Annotated in this window: 15 protein-coding genes; 12 read left to right on the top strand and 3 right to left on the bottom strand. The window is 64.6% G+C overall.

All coding sequences use genetic code 11. The annotated features are described in order from the left end of the window. The first annotated feature begins 6 nt into the window (after positions 1-6). From EOD29_RS04910 to EOD29_RS04870, 9 genes are all read left to right on the top strand, one after another. Complete coding sequence (locus EOD29_RS04910) at positions 7-2418, top strand: circularly permuted type 2 ATP-grasp protein (protein WP_127246049.1); 2412 nt, start codon at positions 7-9, stop codon at positions 2416-2418. After that, positions 2419-3294, top strand: coding sequence for a transglutaminase family protein (locus EOD29_RS04905; protein WP_067326134.1), 876 nt, complete (start codon positions 2419-2421; stop codon positions 3292-3294). A 105-nt stretch (positions 3295-3399) separates the two neighbouring features. After that, on the top strand, positions 3400-4335 hold the full coding sequence (locus EOD29_RS04900; protein ID WP_127216947.1) for a glycosyltransferase family 2 protein: 936 nt from the start codon (positions 3400-3402) through the stop codon (positions 4333-4335). Next, the gene (locus EOD29_RS04895; protein ID WP_127246048.1) at positions 4335-5207 is read left to right on the top strand and encodes a glycosyltransferase; all 873 of its coding nucleotides are present in this window, start codon (positions 4335-4337) and stop codon (positions 5205-5207) included. Before EOD29_RS04900 ends, EOD29_RS04895 begins: the two co-directional genes overlap by 1 nt. Further along, a complete protein-coding gene (locus EOD29_RS04890) occupies positions 5204-5947 on the top strand; it encodes a hypothetical protein (protein ID WP_127246047.1) in 744 nt (247 codons plus the stop codon). Before EOD29_RS04895 ends, EOD29_RS04890 begins: the two co-directional genes overlap by 4 nt. 74 nt (positions 5948-6021) lie before the next feature. Beyond that, positions 6022-7113: a DNA topoisomerase IB gene (locus EOD29_RS04885; protein WP_127246046.1), complete on the top strand. Its 1092-nt coding sequence runs from the start codon at positions 6022-6024 to the stop codon at positions 7111-7113. Between the two features lie 106 nt (positions 7114-7219). Continuing rightward, positions 7220-7594 carry a YciI family protein gene (locus EOD29_RS04880; protein WP_067002334.1) on the top strand — a complete coding sequence of 125 codons (375 nt, stop codon included), beginning with the start codon at positions 7220-7222 and terminating at the stop codon, positions 7592-7594. Further along, positions 7591-8865, top strand: coding sequence for an RNA polymerase sigma factor (locus EOD29_RS04875; protein ID WP_095800418.1), 1275 nt, complete (start codon positions 7591-7593; stop codon positions 8863-8865). The genes EOD29_RS04880 and EOD29_RS04875 overlap by 4 nt, the downstream gene beginning before the upstream one ends. A gap of 184 nt (positions 8866-9049) precedes the next feature. Then, positions 9050-10564, top strand: coding sequence for an aldehyde dehydrogenase family protein (locus tag EOD29_RS04870; RefSeq protein ID WP_127246045.1), 1515 nt, complete (start codon positions 9050-9052; stop codon positions 10562-10564). Positions 10565-10753: 189 nt separating this feature from the next. Here the strand turns inward: EOD29_RS04870 and EOD29_RS04865 are convergent, their stop codons facing one another. Then, the gene (locus tag EOD29_RS04865; RefSeq protein ID WP_095800417.1) at positions 10754-11620 is read right to left on the bottom strand and encodes a hypothetical protein; all 867 of its coding nucleotides are present in this window, start codon (positions 11618-11620) and stop codon (positions 10754-10756) included. Between the two features lie 229 nt (positions 11621-11849). Here EOD29_RS04865 and EOD29_RS04860 point away from each other — a divergent pair, with 229 nt between their 5' ends. From EOD29_RS04860 to EOD29_RS04850, 3 genes are all read left to right on the top strand, one after another. Beyond that, complete coding sequence (locus tag EOD29_RS04860) at positions 11850-12263, top strand: hypothetical protein (protein WP_127246044.1); 414 nt, start codon at positions 11850-11852, stop codon at positions 12261-12263. 132 nt (positions 12264-12395) lie between these two features. Then, positions 12396-13166 carry an SDR family oxidoreductase gene (locus EOD29_RS04855; protein ID WP_095800415.1) on the top strand — a complete coding sequence of 257 codons (771 nt, stop codon included), beginning with the start codon at positions 12396-12398 and terminating at the stop codon, positions 13164-13166. 34 nt (positions 13167-13200) lie between these two features. After that, positions 13201-13962 carry an SDR family NAD(P)-dependent oxidoreductase gene (locus EOD29_RS04850; RefSeq protein WP_127246043.1) on the top strand — a complete coding sequence of 254 codons (762 nt, stop codon included), beginning with the start codon at positions 13201-13203 and terminating at the stop codon, positions 13960-13962. A gap of 36 nt (positions 13963-13998) precedes the next feature. On the opposite strand, the gene EOD29_RS04845 is transcribed toward EOD29_RS04850, so the two are convergent. Continuing rightward, a complete protein-coding gene (locus tag EOD29_RS04845; protein WP_095800413.1) occupies positions 13999-15102 on the bottom strand; it encodes an alcohol dehydrogenase family protein in 1104 nt (367 codons plus the stop codon). A gap of 68 nt (positions 15103-15170) precedes the next feature. Further along, complete coding sequence (locus tag EOD29_RS04840) at positions 15171-16550, bottom strand: aspartate aminotransferase family protein (RefSeq protein ID WP_127246042.1); 1380 nt, start codon at positions 16548-16550, stop codon at positions 15171-15173. Positions 16551-16566: the final 16 nt, after the last annotated feature.

The following is a 16566-nucleotide window of genomic DNA, read 5'->3' as shown; positions in this document are numbered from 1 at the left end:
TCGAGCATGGCCAAGGGGAATCAGAAACGGGCGGGCGGCAGGCCGCGGGCGCAGAGCCTGTTGGAGCATTACCGGTCGATTGAAGGCGTCGTCGACGAGATGGTCGACGCGTCGGGCAATCCGCGCCCGGCCTGGCAGTCCTTCATCGGAGCGCTGGACGATCTGGGGGCTGAGGCGCTCGGACAGCGCTTTGCCCGCGCCGACCAATATCTGCGCGATGCCGGCGTCTACTACCGCGTCTACGACAAAGCCGGCGCCAACGAGCGCGAATGGCCGCTGGCGCATGTCCCGCTGCTGATCGACGAGAAGGAATGGGCCGAGATCAGCGCCGGCCTCGTCCAGCGCGCCGACCTGTTCGAGACGATGCTGGCCGACATTTACGGGCCGAACCGGCTGATCGAGAAGGGAATCCTGCCGGCGGGGCTGATTGCGGCGAGCCCGGAATATCTGCGCCCGGTGGTCGGCGTCCGTCCGGCCAGCGGCCATTTCCTGCACATGGTCGCCTTCGAGCTCGGCCGCGGCCCCGACGGCCGCTGGTGGGTTCTGGGCGACCGCACGCAAGCGCCGTCGGGCGCCGGCTTTGCGTTGGAGAACCGCGTTGCCACCACGCGCGCCTTGTCTGACATCTATGGCGAGCTGCATGTGCATCGCCTGGCCGGCTTCTTCCGCCGCTTCCGTGATGCGCTGAACGGCATGGCGAAGGATTCCGGCGGCCGCGTCGCCATCCTGACGCCCGGACCGCTCAACGAGACCTATTACGAGCACGCCTATATCGCGCGTTATCTCGGCATTATGCTGCTCGAAGGCGAGGACCTGACGGTGTCCGGCGGCCGGCTGATGGTGCGCACGGTTTCGGGCCTGATGCCGATCGGCGTTTTGTGGCGGCGGCTCGATGCCGCTTTCGCCGATCCGCTGGAGCTCAAACCGGACTCGCAGATCGGCACGCCGGGGCTGGTCGAGGCGATCCGGCGCGGCACCGTCTCGGCCGTCAACGGGCTCGGTTCCGGCTTGGCGGAAACGCGGGCGCTGCTTTCTTTCCTGCCGCGGATCGCGCGGGAATTGCATGGCGAGGAACTCAAGCTGCCGAACATTGCGACCTGGTGGTGCGGACAGCAGGCCGAACGCGACCATGTGCTGGCCAATATCGACCGCATGGTGGTTGGCCCGGCGCTGTCGACACGGCTTGCCTTCGAGGACGATGGCGCGACCAGGCTCGGTTCGGCGCTTTCGGCCGGCGAGCGGGCGGAGCTTATCGCGCGGATCGAAGCCGACGGGGTTGGCTTCGTCGGCCAGGAGGCGGTCACGCTCTCGACTACGCCGGTCTTTGCCGGCGGCCGCTTGGAGCCGCGGCCCGCCAGCCTGCGCGTCTACCTGGCGCGAACACACGAAGGCTGGACGGTGATGCCCGGCGGCTTTGCACGCGTCGGCTTCTCGCTCGACCCGACCGCGATGGCCATGCAGCGCGGCGGTCAGGCGGCGGATGTCTGGGTGGTCAGCGACAGGCCTGTCGAGCGGGAGACGCTGCTGCCGCAGGAGACCGACGGCTTCACCCGCACCATGCCCGGCAGCCTGCCGAGCCGCGCCGCGGAAAACCTGACCTGGCTCGGCCGCTATATCGAGCGCTCGGAAGACACGGTGCGGGTGCTGCGCGCTTATCACGTCAGGCTGGCGGAGACATCCGATCCCGAGATGCCGCTGCTCGCCGACATCAGAGACTATCTCGAACCGTTCGGCATCGAGGTCGAAACCGCGATCCCGCTTGGATTGATCGGCACATTGGACAGCGCCGTCTACAGCGCCGGCCAGATCCGCGACCGCTTCTCGCCGGATGGCTGGCTGGCGCTGAAGGATCTGTCGAAGACCATCCACAAATTCGCGGAGACGGTCGCTCCGGGCGACGACGCGACGCGGGCGATGACCGTGATGCTGCGAAAGCTTGCGGGCTTCTCGGGGCTGCTGCACGAGAACATGTACCGCTTCACCGGTTGGCGCTTCCTGGAGATCGGCCGCCGACTGGAACGTGGCATCCAGATCGCGCGCACGCTAGCCAGGCTGACAAAGGCAGACGCGCCCGACGGCGCACTCGACATGATGCTGGAGATCGGCGACAGCGTCATGACCCACCGCCGGCAATATCCGGTTCAGTCAGGCCGGCGCACGGTTATAGACCTCTTGGCGCTCGATCCGCTCAACCCGCGCTCGATCCTGTTCCAGCTCGAGCGGCTCAAGGCCGAGATCGGCATGCTGCCTTCCGTCGGGGGCGAGGGACATATGTCGCCCGCGGCGAAAGAAATCCTGCAGCTCAACACGGCGCTCGCCGTGATGGAGCCTCAGGACATGACCGCGAAGGTGCTGGACGATCTCGCCATTCAGATCGGCGATCTCTACAACAGTCTCGCCAGGGCCTATTTCGGATAAATGCTCTACGACATCAGGCTCCATCTTCATTACGGCTATGCGGCCGCAGCCGGCGGCGGCAGGCACCAGGTGCGCGTGCTGCCACAGACGATCGCCGGCGTGCAGCGGGTTATCGCCGCCTCGCTGTCGTTCCAGCCGAATCCGGCCGAGCGCGCGGATTTTTCCGATTTCTTCGGCAACAACGTCACTGCGATCGCCGTTCGCGACGCGCATGAGGAGCTCCACGTCAGGATGAGCGCCCGTGTGTCGGTATCGCGGCCGGAAGCCGGCCTCGACGTCTCGCCCGACATTCACGGCTTGAGGGCGGAACTCGACGCGGTGCGTTCGCTGTCCCCCGACGCGCCGCATCACTTCCTCGCCGCCAGCGACCACGCCAGCATCGATCCGGTAATCACGGACTATGCGCGGGAAAGCCTCGCCGGTTCGGCGATCGCCACGGCGGTCGATCTCTGCAATCGGATCCACCGCGATTTCACCTATGACGGCAAGGCAACTACCGTGCAGACGCGCGCCAGCGATGCCTTTGCGCTTCAGCGTGGAGTTTGCCAGGATTTCTCGCACATCATGATCGCCGGGCTGCGCGGGCTTGGCATCCCCGCCGGCTATGTCAGCGGCTTCCTGCGCACGATCCCGCCCAAGGGTAAGCCGAGGCTCGAAGGCGCCGACGCCATGCATGCCTGGGTCAAGGCCTGGTGCGGGCGCGATGCCGGCTGGCAGGAATTCGATCCGACCAACGGCATGCGGGCGAGCAACGACCATATCACGGTGGGATACGGCCGCGACTATTCCGACGTGGCGCCGATTGTCGGCGTCCTGAAAACCACCGGCGAGCAGATCGGCGAGCAGGCGGTCGATGTCATCCCGGTCGCTGCCTGAAGGCGCACGATCGGTGATGCGGCTGCTTCTCAAATCGCGATCCCGCCGCTATCTTGCCGCCGGACCGTGGACCGGCCTGCCGGGCACTTGCGCGGAGTTCAATTGTTGACATCGGTCAGCATCATCATTCCAGCACACAACGCGTCGGCAACCGTTGCAGACACGTTGGCAACCTTGCGCTCGGAAGCCGAGATCATCGGCGAAGTGATACTGGTCGACGATTCCTCGACGGACAACACGGCGGCCGTGGCCGCGGACGCAGCCTCGCGGCTGGCGCTGCCGTTCCGGATCATCCGGTCCAATTGTCGAGACGCGGGCGGCTCCCGCAATCTTGCGCTGGCCGAGGCGCGCTTCCCCTGGATTTACATGATCGACGCCGACGATCTGCATATCGAGGGTGGGTTGCGGACGCTGCTGTCCAAGACCAGGACCAAGCCAGGCGCCGACATGGTGGTCGGCGCCTACCGCCGGCGGACCGATGGCCGGGACCGACAGTTCAAAACGCCGGCCGGCTACATGACTGCCGGGCTCGCCAATGCCTCCGCCTATGTGGAAGGCAGGATACGGTCGATTGCCGTCGGCAGCGCGCTGGTGTCGCGGCATACGGTCGGCGACACGCGCTTCCCGACCGGTCTTGCCTACGACGAGGACACATTGTTCTGGGCGCGGGTTATGAGCAAGGCATCGCTCGCGGTCGTGAGGCAACCGATCATGATCTACTTCGTATCGTCGGACCGTTCGGATGACCGCTTCGCGATAAAGCCTGCGCGACGCTTCCTCGAATGGCGCCTGGCGTTGCGCGAACTCGCCGACTGCGGCATTGCGAAATCGTCGTTGAAAGCGAGGGAAGGGCTTGTGGCGCTCAAGATCGCCCGCGTTCACTACGCCCGCGGCGATCTCGAAACGGCGGCAAAATTCCTGGCGGTTGCCGAAGCCGCGCCCAAGGTTTCCACCGACATCTGGCGTTGCATGCGCTATCGGCTCAAAATCGCGGCGCGGCGCCGGTTCCCGGCTCATCGCGTCCAGCTGCAAAGTGCCTGATGGCCGACGGGCCGGAACTTGCAGTCGTGGTGATAGGTTTTCGGGCTCCGACCGATCTGGTCGCGGCGGTCAGGTCGGTGCTCGGCCAGAACATCCCGCTCGAGGTGGTGGTCGTGAATTCCGGCGGCGGGAATGCCCAGGCGCTTCTGGCCAATGCCGGACTCGACGTGCCAGTCATCGAGTGCGAAGAAAGGCTCTTTGCCGGGGCCGCGAGAAATCGCGGCATAGCGGCGACGAAAGCTCCTTTCATCGCCTTTCTCGCGGATGATTGCCTGGCATACCCGCGATGGGCAGAGGTCCGGCTGCGCCATCACCGGGAAGGCGTCGCGGCCGTGGCAAGCGCCATCGCCAACAGTCATCCGCGCAATCTGGTCGCGTGCGCGGCCCATCTCGTTACCTATATGCGGCGCCTGCCAGGTCTTCCCGCTCATAAGGCACTTCGTTACGGCGTTTCTTTCGACCGAAAATTGTTCGATCGGTATGGCCTATTCGACGAACAAATGGCGACGGGAGAAGACACGGAATTCCTGGAAAGGCTGCCGAAGGCGATCGTGCCGCTATGGGAGCCGGCGGTGCTTACCGTCCATCGCAACGAGACACGGCTGATCCGAGTGATTGTCGACCAGTATCTGCGCGGATACCGATATGGGACCTACCTCAAATCCGTTGGGCACCGAAAGCCATTGCGGATTTTCAAAGGGGTGTTTCGGGACCGGCGCAATGTCGGCAAGTTCGCAAAAGAAGGCCTGGCCGAAGAGGATAGACGTTTCGCGATGTTATCGCTGCCGATCGTATGGGCTGCATTGTTCGCAAAATCGCTGGGGGCAGCCGTCGGCGTAACGCATGGCGATAGGACAGGCACGCGGCCATGATCACCCTGGAGATGAAGCAGCCGCGCCGGCGGCGCGGTCGATGGCTTTGGGCGCGGCAAAGGATCGTCGCCATTTTCAGCTATCGCTACGACGCACATCTGGTGCCAGACCTCCTCGCCAATCTCGACGCAATCGTCGATGGCTGGATCGCCTATGACGATCGCTCGGCGGATGCGGTCTTCAGCAATGAACCGCAGAGGCGGCGCGCGCTTATTGCCGCGGCCTATGAGGCGGGTGCCGATTGGCTTCTGGCAATCGATCCGGACGAAAGGCTGGAAGATGCCGTGGCAAGCCGGATAGGCCAACTGACCAGCGGGTCCAGGCGCAATGCCTGGGGATTTCGCCTAAGGGAGATGTATACGCCGGCAAGCTATCGCATCGACGGCGTCTGGGGCCAAAAGATGCAGCACAGGCTTTTCCCCGCCTATCACCCGGATCTGAGCCGGTCGCAAGGGCTGCATGAGGCCTGGTTCCCCGAAGATCTGCGCTTCGAGCTTCGGGACAGCGGCCTTAACCTTTATCATTTGAAGATGATCGAGCCGAAACGGCGCGTGGCACGTCGCGACCTCTACAATCATCTCGATCCGGAGCAACGTTTGCAGCAGATCGGCTACGACTATCTGACGGACGAGTCGGGAGCGGTTCTGGAAGCGATACCGGCCGGGCGAGACTACTTTCCCACCCATCTCGACGACGGCAGGCTTTGGATGGCTGAGGTGTCCGCCGACCGGCGGAGCTGAAGGACGCCCTCTGGGGACGGCGGAACCAGCCGCTGTCGCGCGGCTTATCTACGGACCAGTTCCGTGGAGTTACCATGCTGCAACGAGCACAATCGTCCTTCGGCCGCCTGGCGGGTGGTCTGGAAATACAAGGGAACGGCGCGCAGAGTTCCGCCGAGCGCGCCGCGCTCAGCTATGTCAGCGATGCCGATCCGGGCATCCGGCGCCTGAGAAAAGGCAAGGGATTTTCCTATGTCGGCCCGAACGGGAGTGCGGTCACCGCGGCCACCCTTGACCGTATCAAGGCGATCGTCATTCCGCCCGCGTGGACGGATGTATGGATCTCGCCCGACCCGAACGGCCATATCCAGGCGACCGGCCGGGATCAGCGCGGACGCAAGCAGTACCGCTATCATCCGCAGTGGACCGAGGAACGGGACGGCGTCAAATACTCCAGCCTCGTTGCTTTCGCGCAAAGCCTGCCCTCCTTGAGGCGCCAGGTCGATGCCGACCTGCGCCGTCATGGACTTCCGCTGGAGCGCGTTGTCGCCTCTGTCGTCTGGCTGCTCGACAACACCATGATCCGTGTCGGCAATGCCGCCTATGCCCGCGACAACAAGAGTTTCGGCCTGACCACGCTGCGCGACCGCCATGTCGAAATCACCGGTTCCAGCCTGCGCTTCTCCTTCACGGGCAAGTCCGGCAAGGAATGGAAGCTGAAGCTCGTCGACCAACGCATCGCCAAAATCGTGCGCGGCGCGCAGGACCTGCCTGGCCAGAAGCTGTTTCAGTATCTTGATGACGAGGGAACACGCCGGCCGCTGCGGTCGGAGGACGTCAATCGCTATATTCGCGAGGCATCTGGCCCGGAGTTCAGCTCCAAGCATTTTCGCACCTGGGGCGGCACCATCCATGCGGCATCCCTGTTCGCGCAGGCGAAGTTGCCCGAGAGCATGACCCAGAAAAACCGCGTGATGAACAGTATCGTCGACAAGGTCGCCGAACGACTCGGCAATACGCGAGCCGTCTGCCGCCGGTGCTATATCCATCCGCTCGTCTTCGAGGCGTGGGCCGAAGGGAAGCTGCTCGGCGAAATGGCCGAAGCCAACAAACGAAAGCGCCTTATACCGGGCCTCGACGAGGAGGAGACGCTGGTGCTGAGATGGCTGCAGGCGCGCGAAGCCTGACCACCAGGAGGATAGCGTAAACCCTCGATAGCCCTACAACTTTTTTGTCGACCTTGTGTCGGGAAGGGTCCTACTGTTGCGTCCTTTGATACGGAAAGGACGCGCCATGCTTTATGCCATCCTCTGCTATGCCTCCGAAGACGTCGTCTGCTCCTGGAGCAAGGAACAGGACGAGGAGGTCATGGCAAAGCTCCTCAACGTACAGGACAAATACGCCAGGGCAGGCCGGCTGGGGCCGGTGGCGCGCCTGCTGCCGACCACAGCCGCGACGACGCTTCGCAAGGTCAAGGGCGAATCGGTGGTGCTCGACGGCCCGTTCGCCGAGACCAAGGAGCAGTTCCTCGGCTTCTACACGCTCGAATGCAATCACCTGGACGAAGCCGTCGAGTTCGCTCGCGAACTCTCCGAGGTCAATCCGAGCGGTGGTTCCTACGAGATCAGGCCGATCTCGGTCTTCAATCCGACAAAGGTTCCCGCATGACCGAGCTTGCCTGGATCAGCAACGCGATCAGCACCGCCCGTCCGCAGGCGATGGGCGCGCTGCTGCGCTATTTCCGCGACCTCGACGCCGCGGAAGAAGCTTTCCAGGATGCATGCCTGAGGGCGCTGAAGAACTGGCCGAAAAACGGGCCGCCGCGCGATCCGGCGGCCTGGCTGATCTTCGTCGGCCGCAACAGCGGCATCGACGCGGTGCGCAAGCGCGCCAAGCAGGCGCCGATGCCGGAAGAGGACCAGATCTCCGATCTCGAGGATGCCGAAGGCGATATGGCCGAGCGGCTGGACGGCGCGCATTATCGCGACGATATCCTGCGGCTCCTGTTCATCTGCTGCCATCCGGACCTGCCGGCGACGCAGCAGATCGCGGTCGCGCTGCGCATCGTCTCCGGCCTGACCGTCAAGCAGATCGCGCGCGCCTTTCTCGTCGGCGAGAGCGCCATGGAGCAGCGCATCACCCGGGCCAAGGCGCGCATCGCCGATGCCGGCGTGCCGTTCGAGACGCCAGGCGCGGTCGAGCGTTCCGAGCGCTTGGCGGCGGTCGCGGCCATGATCTATCTGATCTTCAACGAGGGCTATTCGACCAATGGCGGCGAGGCGCCGGCCCGCGCGCCGCTTTGCGAGGAGGCGATCCGGCTCGCCCGGCTGCTGCTCAGGCTGTTTCAGCAGGAACCGGAGATCATGGGCCTGACGGCGCTGCTGCTTCTCCAGCATGCACGCGCGCCGGCGCGCTTCGACGCGCATGGCGAGATCGTGCTGCTCGAGGATCAGGACCGGTCGCTCTGGAGCCGCAAGATGATCGACGAGGGCCTGGCGCTGGTCGACAAGGCGCTGCGTCATCGCAAGCCTGGCCCATACCAGGTGCAAGCGGCGATCGCGGCATTGCATGCGCGGGCGGCAACACCCGAGGATACGGACTGGACCGAGATCGACCTGCTCTACGGCTTGCTCGAGCAGATGCAGCCGTCGCCGGTAGTGACGCTGAACCGCGCGGTTGCGGTGAGCAAGGTGCGCGGCCCCGAAGCGGCGCTGGCGATGATCGAGCCGCTCGAAGATCGGCTGGCAGGCTATTTCCACTTCTTCGGCCTGAAGGGCGGCCTGCTGATGCAGCTCGGCCGTGGCGAGGAGGCGCGCGTGGCCTTCGACCGCGCGATCGCTTTAGCCAACACCGCCGCCGAAGCCGCTCATATCCGCATGCATATCGACCGGCTGATCAAGGAAAGCACCGAGAAGTCGCAGGCCAAGAAGGCGCGCTGATCCCATTTTCACTGCTGGCCCAATTTTGCGCGCCGGGGGTTGGACCATCCCGGGGTGGCGGTTTTTCCCTGAAACGAGTAATGCCACGCCATGAAAGCGCCGTCGTGCCTCAGGGCGGCGACAAGACGTGGCGCAAGGCTTCGACGCTCGCCATATCCAAGGCGAGATCTGAAAAGGAACAAACATGACGATTGCGAAGGAAACGGCCTCACTTCTGGAGAAACTTGGCGTCGCCAAGGATACGCTTTCCGGCGGCGACCTCATCGTGCGCAGCCCGGTGACGGGCGAGCAGATCGCGGCACTGAAGTCGATCTCGGCGGTCGATGCCGGCAAGGCTATCGATGTCGCGCACAAGGCCTTCCAGGCCTGGCGGCTGGTGCCGGGGCCGAAGCGGGGCGAACTGGTGCGCCTGCTCGGCGAGGAGTTGCGTGCTCACAAGGCGGAGCTCGGCCGGCTGGTGTCGATCGAGGTCGGCAAGATCCCGTCCGAGGGTCTTGGCGAAGTACAGGAGATGATCGACATCTGCGATTTCGCGGTCGGTCTTTCCCGCCAGCTCTACGGCCTGACCATCGCCACCGAGCGCCCTGGACACCGCATGATGGAAACCTGGCATCCGCTCGGCGTCGTCGGCGTGATCTCGGCCTTCAACTTCCCCGTCGCGGTGTGGTCGTGGAACGCGGCACTTGCACTCGTGTGCGGTGACGCGGTGGTGTGGAAGCCGTCGGAAAAGACGCCGCTGACGGCGCTTGCCTGCGGGGCGATCTTCGAGCGCGCCGCCAGGCGTTTCGGCGCCGATGCGCCGGAAGGACTACTCCAGGTGCTGATCGGCGACCGCGCCGTCGGCGAGGTGCTGGTCGACCATCCGAAGGTGCCGCTGGTCTCGGCCACGGGCTCGACCCGCATGGGCCGCGAGGTCGGTCCGCGGCTGGCCAAGCGTTTTGCACGCGCGGTGCTCGAGCTCGGCGGCAACAATGCCGGCATCGTATGCCCGAGCGCCGATCTCGACATGGCGCTGCGCGCCATTGCGTTCGGCGCCATGGGCACCGCCGGCCAGCGCTGCACGACGCTCAGGCGGTTGTTCGTGCACGAGAGCGTCTATGACGCGCTGCTGCCGCGCCTGAAGAAGGCCTATCAGAGCGTTTCGGTCGGCAATCCGCTGGAGACCTCGGCGCTGGTCGGTCCGCTGATCGACAAGGCCGCCTTCGACAATATGCAGAAGGCGTTGAACGAAGCGGAAGCGCATGGCGGCAAGGTGACCGGGGGCAAGCGGTTCGAGAACGGCCATCCCGAGGCCTACTATGTGCATCCGGCGCTCGTCGAAATGCCGAAGCAGGTTTCGCCGGTGACGGAAGAGACCTTCGCGCCGATCCTCTATGTGATGAAATATGCCGATTTCGACGAGGCGCTCGACCTGCACAATGCGGTCGGCGCAGGCCTGTCATCCTCGATCTTTACCCGTGACCTGCAGGAATCGGAGCGCTTTCTCGGCGTCGACGGTTCGGACTGCGGCATCGCCAATGTCAATATCGGCACGTCGGGCGCCGAGATCGGCGGCGCATTCGGCGGCGAGAAGGAAACCGGCGGCGGCCGGGAGAGCGGCTCGGACGCCTGGAAGGCCTATATGCGGCGCGCCACCAACACGGTGAACTTCTCCAAGGCCCTGCCCTTGGCGCAAGGCGTGTCGTTCGACATCGACTGAGGACATAGAGCGGTTCACCGTTCCACGGAAACGGCAAGCCTCCCTAGCTCTTTGATTTGACAATTCCGGACGGAAGACCGTTTCACACTTTCCTGGAATTGCTCTGAGCGCCGCGTCATGGTCGAAGCGGCTCAACGGCGCGTCTCTTTGCGCGCCGTCACGGCAAGCTCGGAGCAGGCGCCGCGGCGCTCAGCCTTCGCTCGCGCCGGAAAAACTCGCCTCGAAGGCTGCGTCGACGATGGCGAGCTTGGCTGCCTGGACGGCCATGTATTCGTCGAAGAACTGCCGCGACACCCACATGACGGAATGTCCGCGCTGGCCGACCCAGCCGATGCTGCCGAGCGCCTCGGCGTCGCGGAGCTTGCGCGCCAGATGCGTGCGCGACAGCTTCAGCCAATGCGCAAATTCGCTGATCGAGATGACGCCGGTCGGAATCTTCTCGAGGCTGGCGTCCTCCGGATCGATACCCGACATCAGCCAGTCCATGACGATGCCGCCGTTGTTGAGCCAGATGAACAACGAGAAGGTTTGCTGGGGTTCCCGCACCGGAATGGATGCGAGCAATCCGTCGCAGATCAATGGCTGCAGCTTGGCCAGCATATCGGGGTGTCCGAGGAAAGTCGTCAGCCGGGCTCCGCCATCGATGCGGTCGAGCGTTCGCAAATGGGCATGGATCCAGCCGGTAAAGGTCTCGATGGTGGCCGCGGTCACCCGCAACGGATGAGCCCGGCCATCGCCACGCGACGAAATATATTCGGCGACGTTGTAACGGAGCATTTCCTTGACGAACGCTTCGGCGGTGTTGCGGCTGGCGACTGAATTGCGGCGCACGACCTCGATGAAACGCGCTACGGTCATTTCGGTGCGGCGGTCATCGGGGTCGCGCCTGAAATGCAGCGCAAGTCCGACATGGCCGAGCAGCCAGCGCTGCTGGGTGGCAAAAACGGCGGCAAGGCGCGGGCTGGTTTCGTAGATATGGATGAGCGCGCGCGACTGCTCCTTGACACCGCGCAGAGCTGCCGGATGACTGGCGATTTCTTCGGCGCTCAGGGGCATTTCCTCGGGCACTCCATTCAATTCGAAGCAACGACCAAAGAAGATTCCCCGCCTTCGACGGTCGTGTCCAGTTGCCCATTGGAACAACAGCTGATGTTTCGGCGCGTTCTTGCTAACCCTTTGCATCGATTCGAAAAACCCGGATAATAATTCGCTCGACGGTCTAGCGTTCAATGGGCGGTCTCTTCGCCGAATCGGCGAAGGAGCATCGACGCTTGGGCTTCGTGGCGTGGACAGGTCGGCAACGTCCGAGATCCTGGCCTATGACCGCCAGTGCTTCCCGGCGCCTCGGGAGGCCTTCCTGCGGGCATGGCTGCAGCCGCCCCGGATCGCGATGATGTCCACTGGCTCGACCGGCCTTGCCGGCTACGGCGTGGCGCGCCGATGCCGCGAAGGTTTCAAGATCGGTCCGCTGTTCGCGGACGACATGGAGACAGCCCTGGCTTTGATGGCGGAACTGACGGGAAGGACGGCAGGCGAGGCGCTGCATATCGACGTGCCGGCCACCCAGATCGGCTTCACCGCCGTGCTTCAGGCTGTCGGCATGGTCCCCGGATTCACGACGACCCGCATGTATCGGGGCGGCAAACCAGGCAATGTGCCGTCGAAGGTTTTCGGCATCACGACGCTGGAGCTGGGGTGATCGCGAAGCGAATGGCTTCGGTGCTGTGATCATTGTTTGTCCGGCGTGGCGCATGCGAGATGTCTCTCCGACGTGGTTCGGATGCCGGACTGTGTCTCGCCGCAACGCTCATCGCACAGCGGAGGTTATCGAATGGCTGCAAGAACCGTCCTGATCGCGGGCGGCGCCGGGGGAATGGGTCTTGCGACGGGACTGCGCCTTGCGGCTGACGGTGAGCGGATCGTGCTCGCCGACCTTCCCGGCGCGAAACTCGACGAGGCCGTGTCAAGGATTGCCGCGACCGGTGCGAACGCGATCGGTCTGCCGCTCGATATCCGTTCCGTCGCCGCCTGCCGGGAGGTTGTGGACAAGGCCCGCGAGTGGGGAGGCGGCCTGGACATTCTCGTCAACGCCGCCGGCGTCTGGCTCGAGGGAGCGGCAAGCGAGGTCCGCGAAGAGCAATGGGACCTGGTGCTGGATGTCAATCTCAAAGGCGCCTTCTTCCTGATCTCGGCCGCCATTCCGCACCTGTCGGCGGCGCAGGGCGTTATCATCAATATCGCCTCCGACGCGGGCATCGTCGGCAACAGCGGCGCGGCGGTCTATTGCGCCTCCAAAGGCGGGCTGGTGATGCTGACCAAGGCTCTCGCCCTGGAGCTTGCGCCGCACGGCATCAGGGTCAACGCCGTCTGTCCTGGCGACACGGCGACGCCGATGATCGAGTATCAGGCAAGGACCTATGGCGGAGATGACCCGGACGGCTACAAGCGCCGGCTCCTTGGGCACTACCCACAAGGGGAAAGAGCACGGTTCATCGGCGTGGAAGAGATCGCCTCCTTCATCCATTATCTTTGCCAGCCCGGCGCGGCGCCGATCACCGGGGCCGCGCTTTCGATCGATTTCGGCATCAGCGCCGGATACTGACTCGCGGCATTGGCGTCATCGCCTTGGAGGGCTCATGACCACGTTTCGCAAATCCCGCACGGCGCTGGTGACCGGCGCGGGCGCCGCCGACGGCATCGGCGTCGCGGTGGCGCGCGCACTCGGCGACGCCGGGCTTGCGGTCGCGATCACCGCCTCGTCGCATCGCGTCGAGCAGCGCGCTGAAGAGCTGCGGGCGGAGGGGCTCGACGTTCGTGCGGTGGTGGCCGATCTGACGCGTGCAGCGGATGTCGAGCGGCTCTGCTCGGAGGTCGGCGAGATCGATATCCTCGTCAACAATGCCGGGATGGGAACGGTCGCTCAGCCGGCGCTGCAGCGGCGATTTCTCGATCTCAGCGAGCGCGACTGGGACCGCGGCATCGATGTCAGCCTGAAGACCACATTCCTTGCCACACGCACATTTCTGGCCGGCATGGTAGAGCGCGGTCATGGACGCGTGGTGAACATGGCCTCGGTCACCGGCCCTTACGTCTCCAACGAAGGCGAGGCCGCTTATTCCGCCGCCAAGGCAGGCATGGTCGGGCTGACGCATGCGCTTGCGCTGGAGGTCGGCCGCAGCGGCGTCACCGTCAACGCCGTGGCGCCGGGCTGGATCGCGACGGGCGCCTCGACGCCGGAAGAGCTCGTCGCGGCGCAAAACACGCCGCTTGGACGCGCCGGCACTCCGGAGGAGGTCGCTGCGGCTGTGCTGTTCCTGGCGTCCGACGGCGCCAGCTATGTCAACGGGGCCGTCCTCGTCGTGGATGGCGGCAACATCCTTCAGGAGCGCAAGGGCTGACCGCGAAGGTCAACCGTCGGCCGCCGCCATCGGCCGTTACTTGTTCGTGTCGGCAATCGCGTCCGGCACCACCACCAGCTTGCCGACGAAGTCCTTGGCCATGAAGTCGGTCTGGGCGCGGTGGAAGTCCGACAGCTTGTAGACGCCGCCGACCAGCGGGCGGATTTTCTTCTCCTCGATGTAGCGCACGATGCGGCGGAAATCGGCCCTGGTGCCCTGGCTCGATCCGTGCAGCTGAAGCTGCTTCAGATACATGGTGCGCAGGTCCAGCTGCACCACCGGCCCAGCGATGGCGCCTGCGGTGGTGTAGCGTCCCTCGGGCCGCAGGATGCGCAGCAGATCATTGAAGATGGCGCCGCCGACAAGATCGGCGACCACGTCGATGGGTTGGCCAGCGGTCGCTTCGTTGACGGCGGCAGGCAGGTCGGCCACGCCGCGCGTGATCACTTTCTCGGCGCCGATGTCGAGCACCGCTTGCTCCTTGCCCTTGCCGACCACGGCATAGGGAATGGCGCCCCGCGCCCGCGCCAGCTGCACGATGCCGGAGCCGACACCGCCGGAGGCGCCGGTGACCAGCACCCGTTCGCCGGCCTTCAAGCCTGCACGTTCCAGCATCTGCTCGCCGGTGAGATAGGCGCAGCAGAAGGTGGCGAGCTCGACATCGCTCAAATCGGTATTGACGACATGCGCGTTCTCGGCCGGCAGCGCCTGGTATTCGGCATAGCCGCCGTCACGGCCGTGGCCCATATAGTCGATGTCGGCAAGCGAATCGTCGTCACGGTTGTAGATGGAGAAGTCGACCATGACGCGTTCGCCGATGCGCTCGGCGGGTACGCCGTCACCGACGGCGACGATGGTGCCGACCGTATCGGTGCCCTGGATGCGAGGAAAGGTCAGCGTGTTGCCTTGCCGGCGCCAGGTCGATACCGCGGCCGCATCTTCTTCCGTGCCATAGGCGCCCTGGCGCACCCACACGTCGGTGTTGTTCATGCCGCAGGCGCTGACCTTGACCAGCACCTCGCCGGCAGCCGGCGACGGCACCTTCACATCGGTGCGGTAGACGAGTTTTTCCAGGCCGCCGTGGCCGGTGAGCTGCACGGCGGCCATCGTGGCCGGGACGGTTCTGGTCATGGCATTCATGTCAATCTGTTCCTTTGCCTTCGCGCAATTCCCCACGGAAAACCGTTTCACACCTTTCTTGGATTGCCTCAGAGGCTGGCAAACACGCTGTTCACGGCGTCGGCGGTCTTGGCGACGATGGTGTCGGCCTCCTCGCGCGTCAGGCAAAGCGGCGGCGCGAAGCCGAGGATGTCGCCCTGCGGCATGGCGCGGCCGATGACGCCGCTTGCCGCGAGCGTCGTGGCGATCTGCGGGCCCACTTTGAGCGCCGGATCGAAGAAGACGCGATCGTCGCGATCCCTGACGAACTCGACCGCAGCCAGCATGCCGTCGCCGCGGACCTCGCCGACGTTTCTGTGGCCGCCGACGGCCTTGGCCAGCTCGGCGAGGAAATAGGCGCCGGTCTCGCCGGCATTCCTCACCAGATCCATCTCGTCGATCAGTTCGAGATTGGCGACGCCCGCGGCGACGCAGATGGGATGCGCCGAATAGGTCCAGCCGTGGCCCAGCGAGCCCAGCTTGTCGGAACCCCTGACCAGCACCTGCCAGACCTTGTCGGAGACGATGACGCCGGAAAGCGGCGCATAGGCAGACGTCAGGCCCTTCGCGATGGTGATCAGGTCCGGCTTGATGCCGTAATGGTCGGAGCCGAACATGGTGCCGAGACGGCCGAAGCCGGTCACCACCTCGTCGGCGACAAGCAGCACGTCGTATTTGTTCAGCACTGCCTGGATCTTTTCCCAATAGCCGGCGGGCGGCGGCACGATGCCGCCGGTGCCGAGGATCGGCTCGCCGATAAAGGCCGCGACGGTGTCCGGGCCCTCGGCAAGGATCATCTCCTCGAGCTTGTCGGCGCAATATTGCGAAAACTGCTCCTCGCTCATCGAGCGGTCGGCGCGGCGGAAATAATAGGGGGCCTCGGTGTGCATGATCGGCGCGCGCGGCAGGTCGAAGGCGTTGTGGAACAGCTCGAGCCCGGTCAGCGATCCTGTCATGACGCCGGAGCCGTGGTAGCCGCGCCAGCGCGAGATGATCTTCTTCTTCTCCGGCCGACCGAGAACGTTGTTGTAATACCAGATCAGCTTGATGTTGGTCTCGTTGGCGTCGGAGCCGGAGAGGCCGAAATAGACCCTCGACATGCCCTTCGGCGCGCGGTCGATGATCATCTTGGCGAGCGTAATCGAGGCCTCGGTGCCGTGCCCGACATAGGCGTGATAATAAGCGAGGTTCTTGGCCTGATCAGCAATGGCATCGGCGATCTTGTGGCGGCCATAGCCGACATTGACGCAATAGAGGCCGGCAAAGGCATCGATGCTCTTCTTGCCGGTGTTGTCCCAGACGGTGACGCCTTCGCCGCCGGCCATGATGCGTGCCGGGGACTCGCCCCGCGCATGCGTGCCCATATGCGTCGAGGGATGGAAGAAGTGGTCGCGATCCCAGGCCGAAAGTTCGTTGGACTGTTCGAGCATCTTTTTTCTCCTTGCA

It is taken from the genome of Mesorhizobium sp. M1A.T.Ca.IN.004.03.1.1, from assembly GCF_003997555.1.
Classification (GTDB): domain Bacteria; phylum Pseudomonadota; class Alphaproteobacteria; order Rhizobiales; family Rhizobiaceae; genus Mesorhizobium.
The sequence above is the reverse complement of the archived record's forward strand: the minus strand, read 5'-3'. Positions and strand labels throughout refer to the sequence as shown.

Excerpts from the sequence above, each read along its gene's own strand:
- EOD29_RS04905 (WP_067326134.1), top strand. The coding sequence starts at position 2,419 with ATGCTCTACGACATCAGGCTCCATCTTCATTACGGCTATGCGGCCGCA.
- EOD29_RS04850 (WP_127246043.1), top strand. The coding sequence starts at position 13,201 with ATGACCACGTTTCGCAAATCCCGCACGGCGCTGGTGACCGGCGCGGGC.
- EOD29_RS04845 (WP_095800413.1), bottom strand. The coding sequence starts at position 15,102 with ATGAATGCCATGACCAGAACCGTCCCGGCCACGATGGCCGCCGTGCAG.
- EOD29_RS04910 (WP_127246049.1), top strand. The coding sequence starts at position 7 with ATGGCCAAGGGGAATCAGAAACGGGCGGGCGGCAGGCCGCGGGCGCAG.
- EOD29_RS04870 (WP_127246045.1), top strand. The coding sequence starts at position 9,050 with ATGACGATTGCGAAGGAAACGGCCTCACTTCTGGAGAAACTTGGCGTC.
- EOD29_RS04895 (WP_127246048.1), top strand. The coding sequence starts at position 4,335 with ATGGCCGACGGGCCGGAACTTGCAGTCGTGGTGATAGGTTTTCGGGCT.
- EOD29_RS04890 (WP_127246047.1), top strand. The coding sequence starts at position 5,204 with ATGATCACCCTGGAGATGAAGCAGCCGCGCCGGCGGCGCGGTCGATGG.
- EOD29_RS04885 (WP_127246046.1), top strand. The coding sequence starts at position 6,022 with ATGCTGCAACGAGCACAATCGTCCTTCGGCCGCCTGGCGGGTGGTCTG.
- EOD29_RS04840 (WP_127246042.1), bottom strand. The coding sequence starts at position 16,550 with ATGCTCGAACAGTCCAACGAACTTTCGGCCTGGGATCGCGACCACTTC.
- EOD29_RS04875 (WP_095800418.1), top strand. The coding sequence starts at position 7,591 with ATGACCGAGCTTGCCTGGATCAGCAACGCGATCAGCACCGCCCGTCCG.
- EOD29_RS04880 (WP_067002334.1), top strand. The coding sequence starts at position 7,220 with ATGCTTTATGCCATCCTCTGCTATGCCTCCGAAGACGTCGTCTGCTCC.
- EOD29_RS04865 (WP_095800417.1), bottom strand. The coding sequence starts at position 11,620 with ATGCCCCTGAGCGCCGAAGAAATCGCCAGTCATCCGGCAGCTCTGCGC.
- EOD29_RS04855 (WP_095800415.1), top strand. The coding sequence starts at position 12,396 with ATGGCTGCAAGAACCGTCCTGATCGCGGGCGGCGCCGGGGGAATGGGT.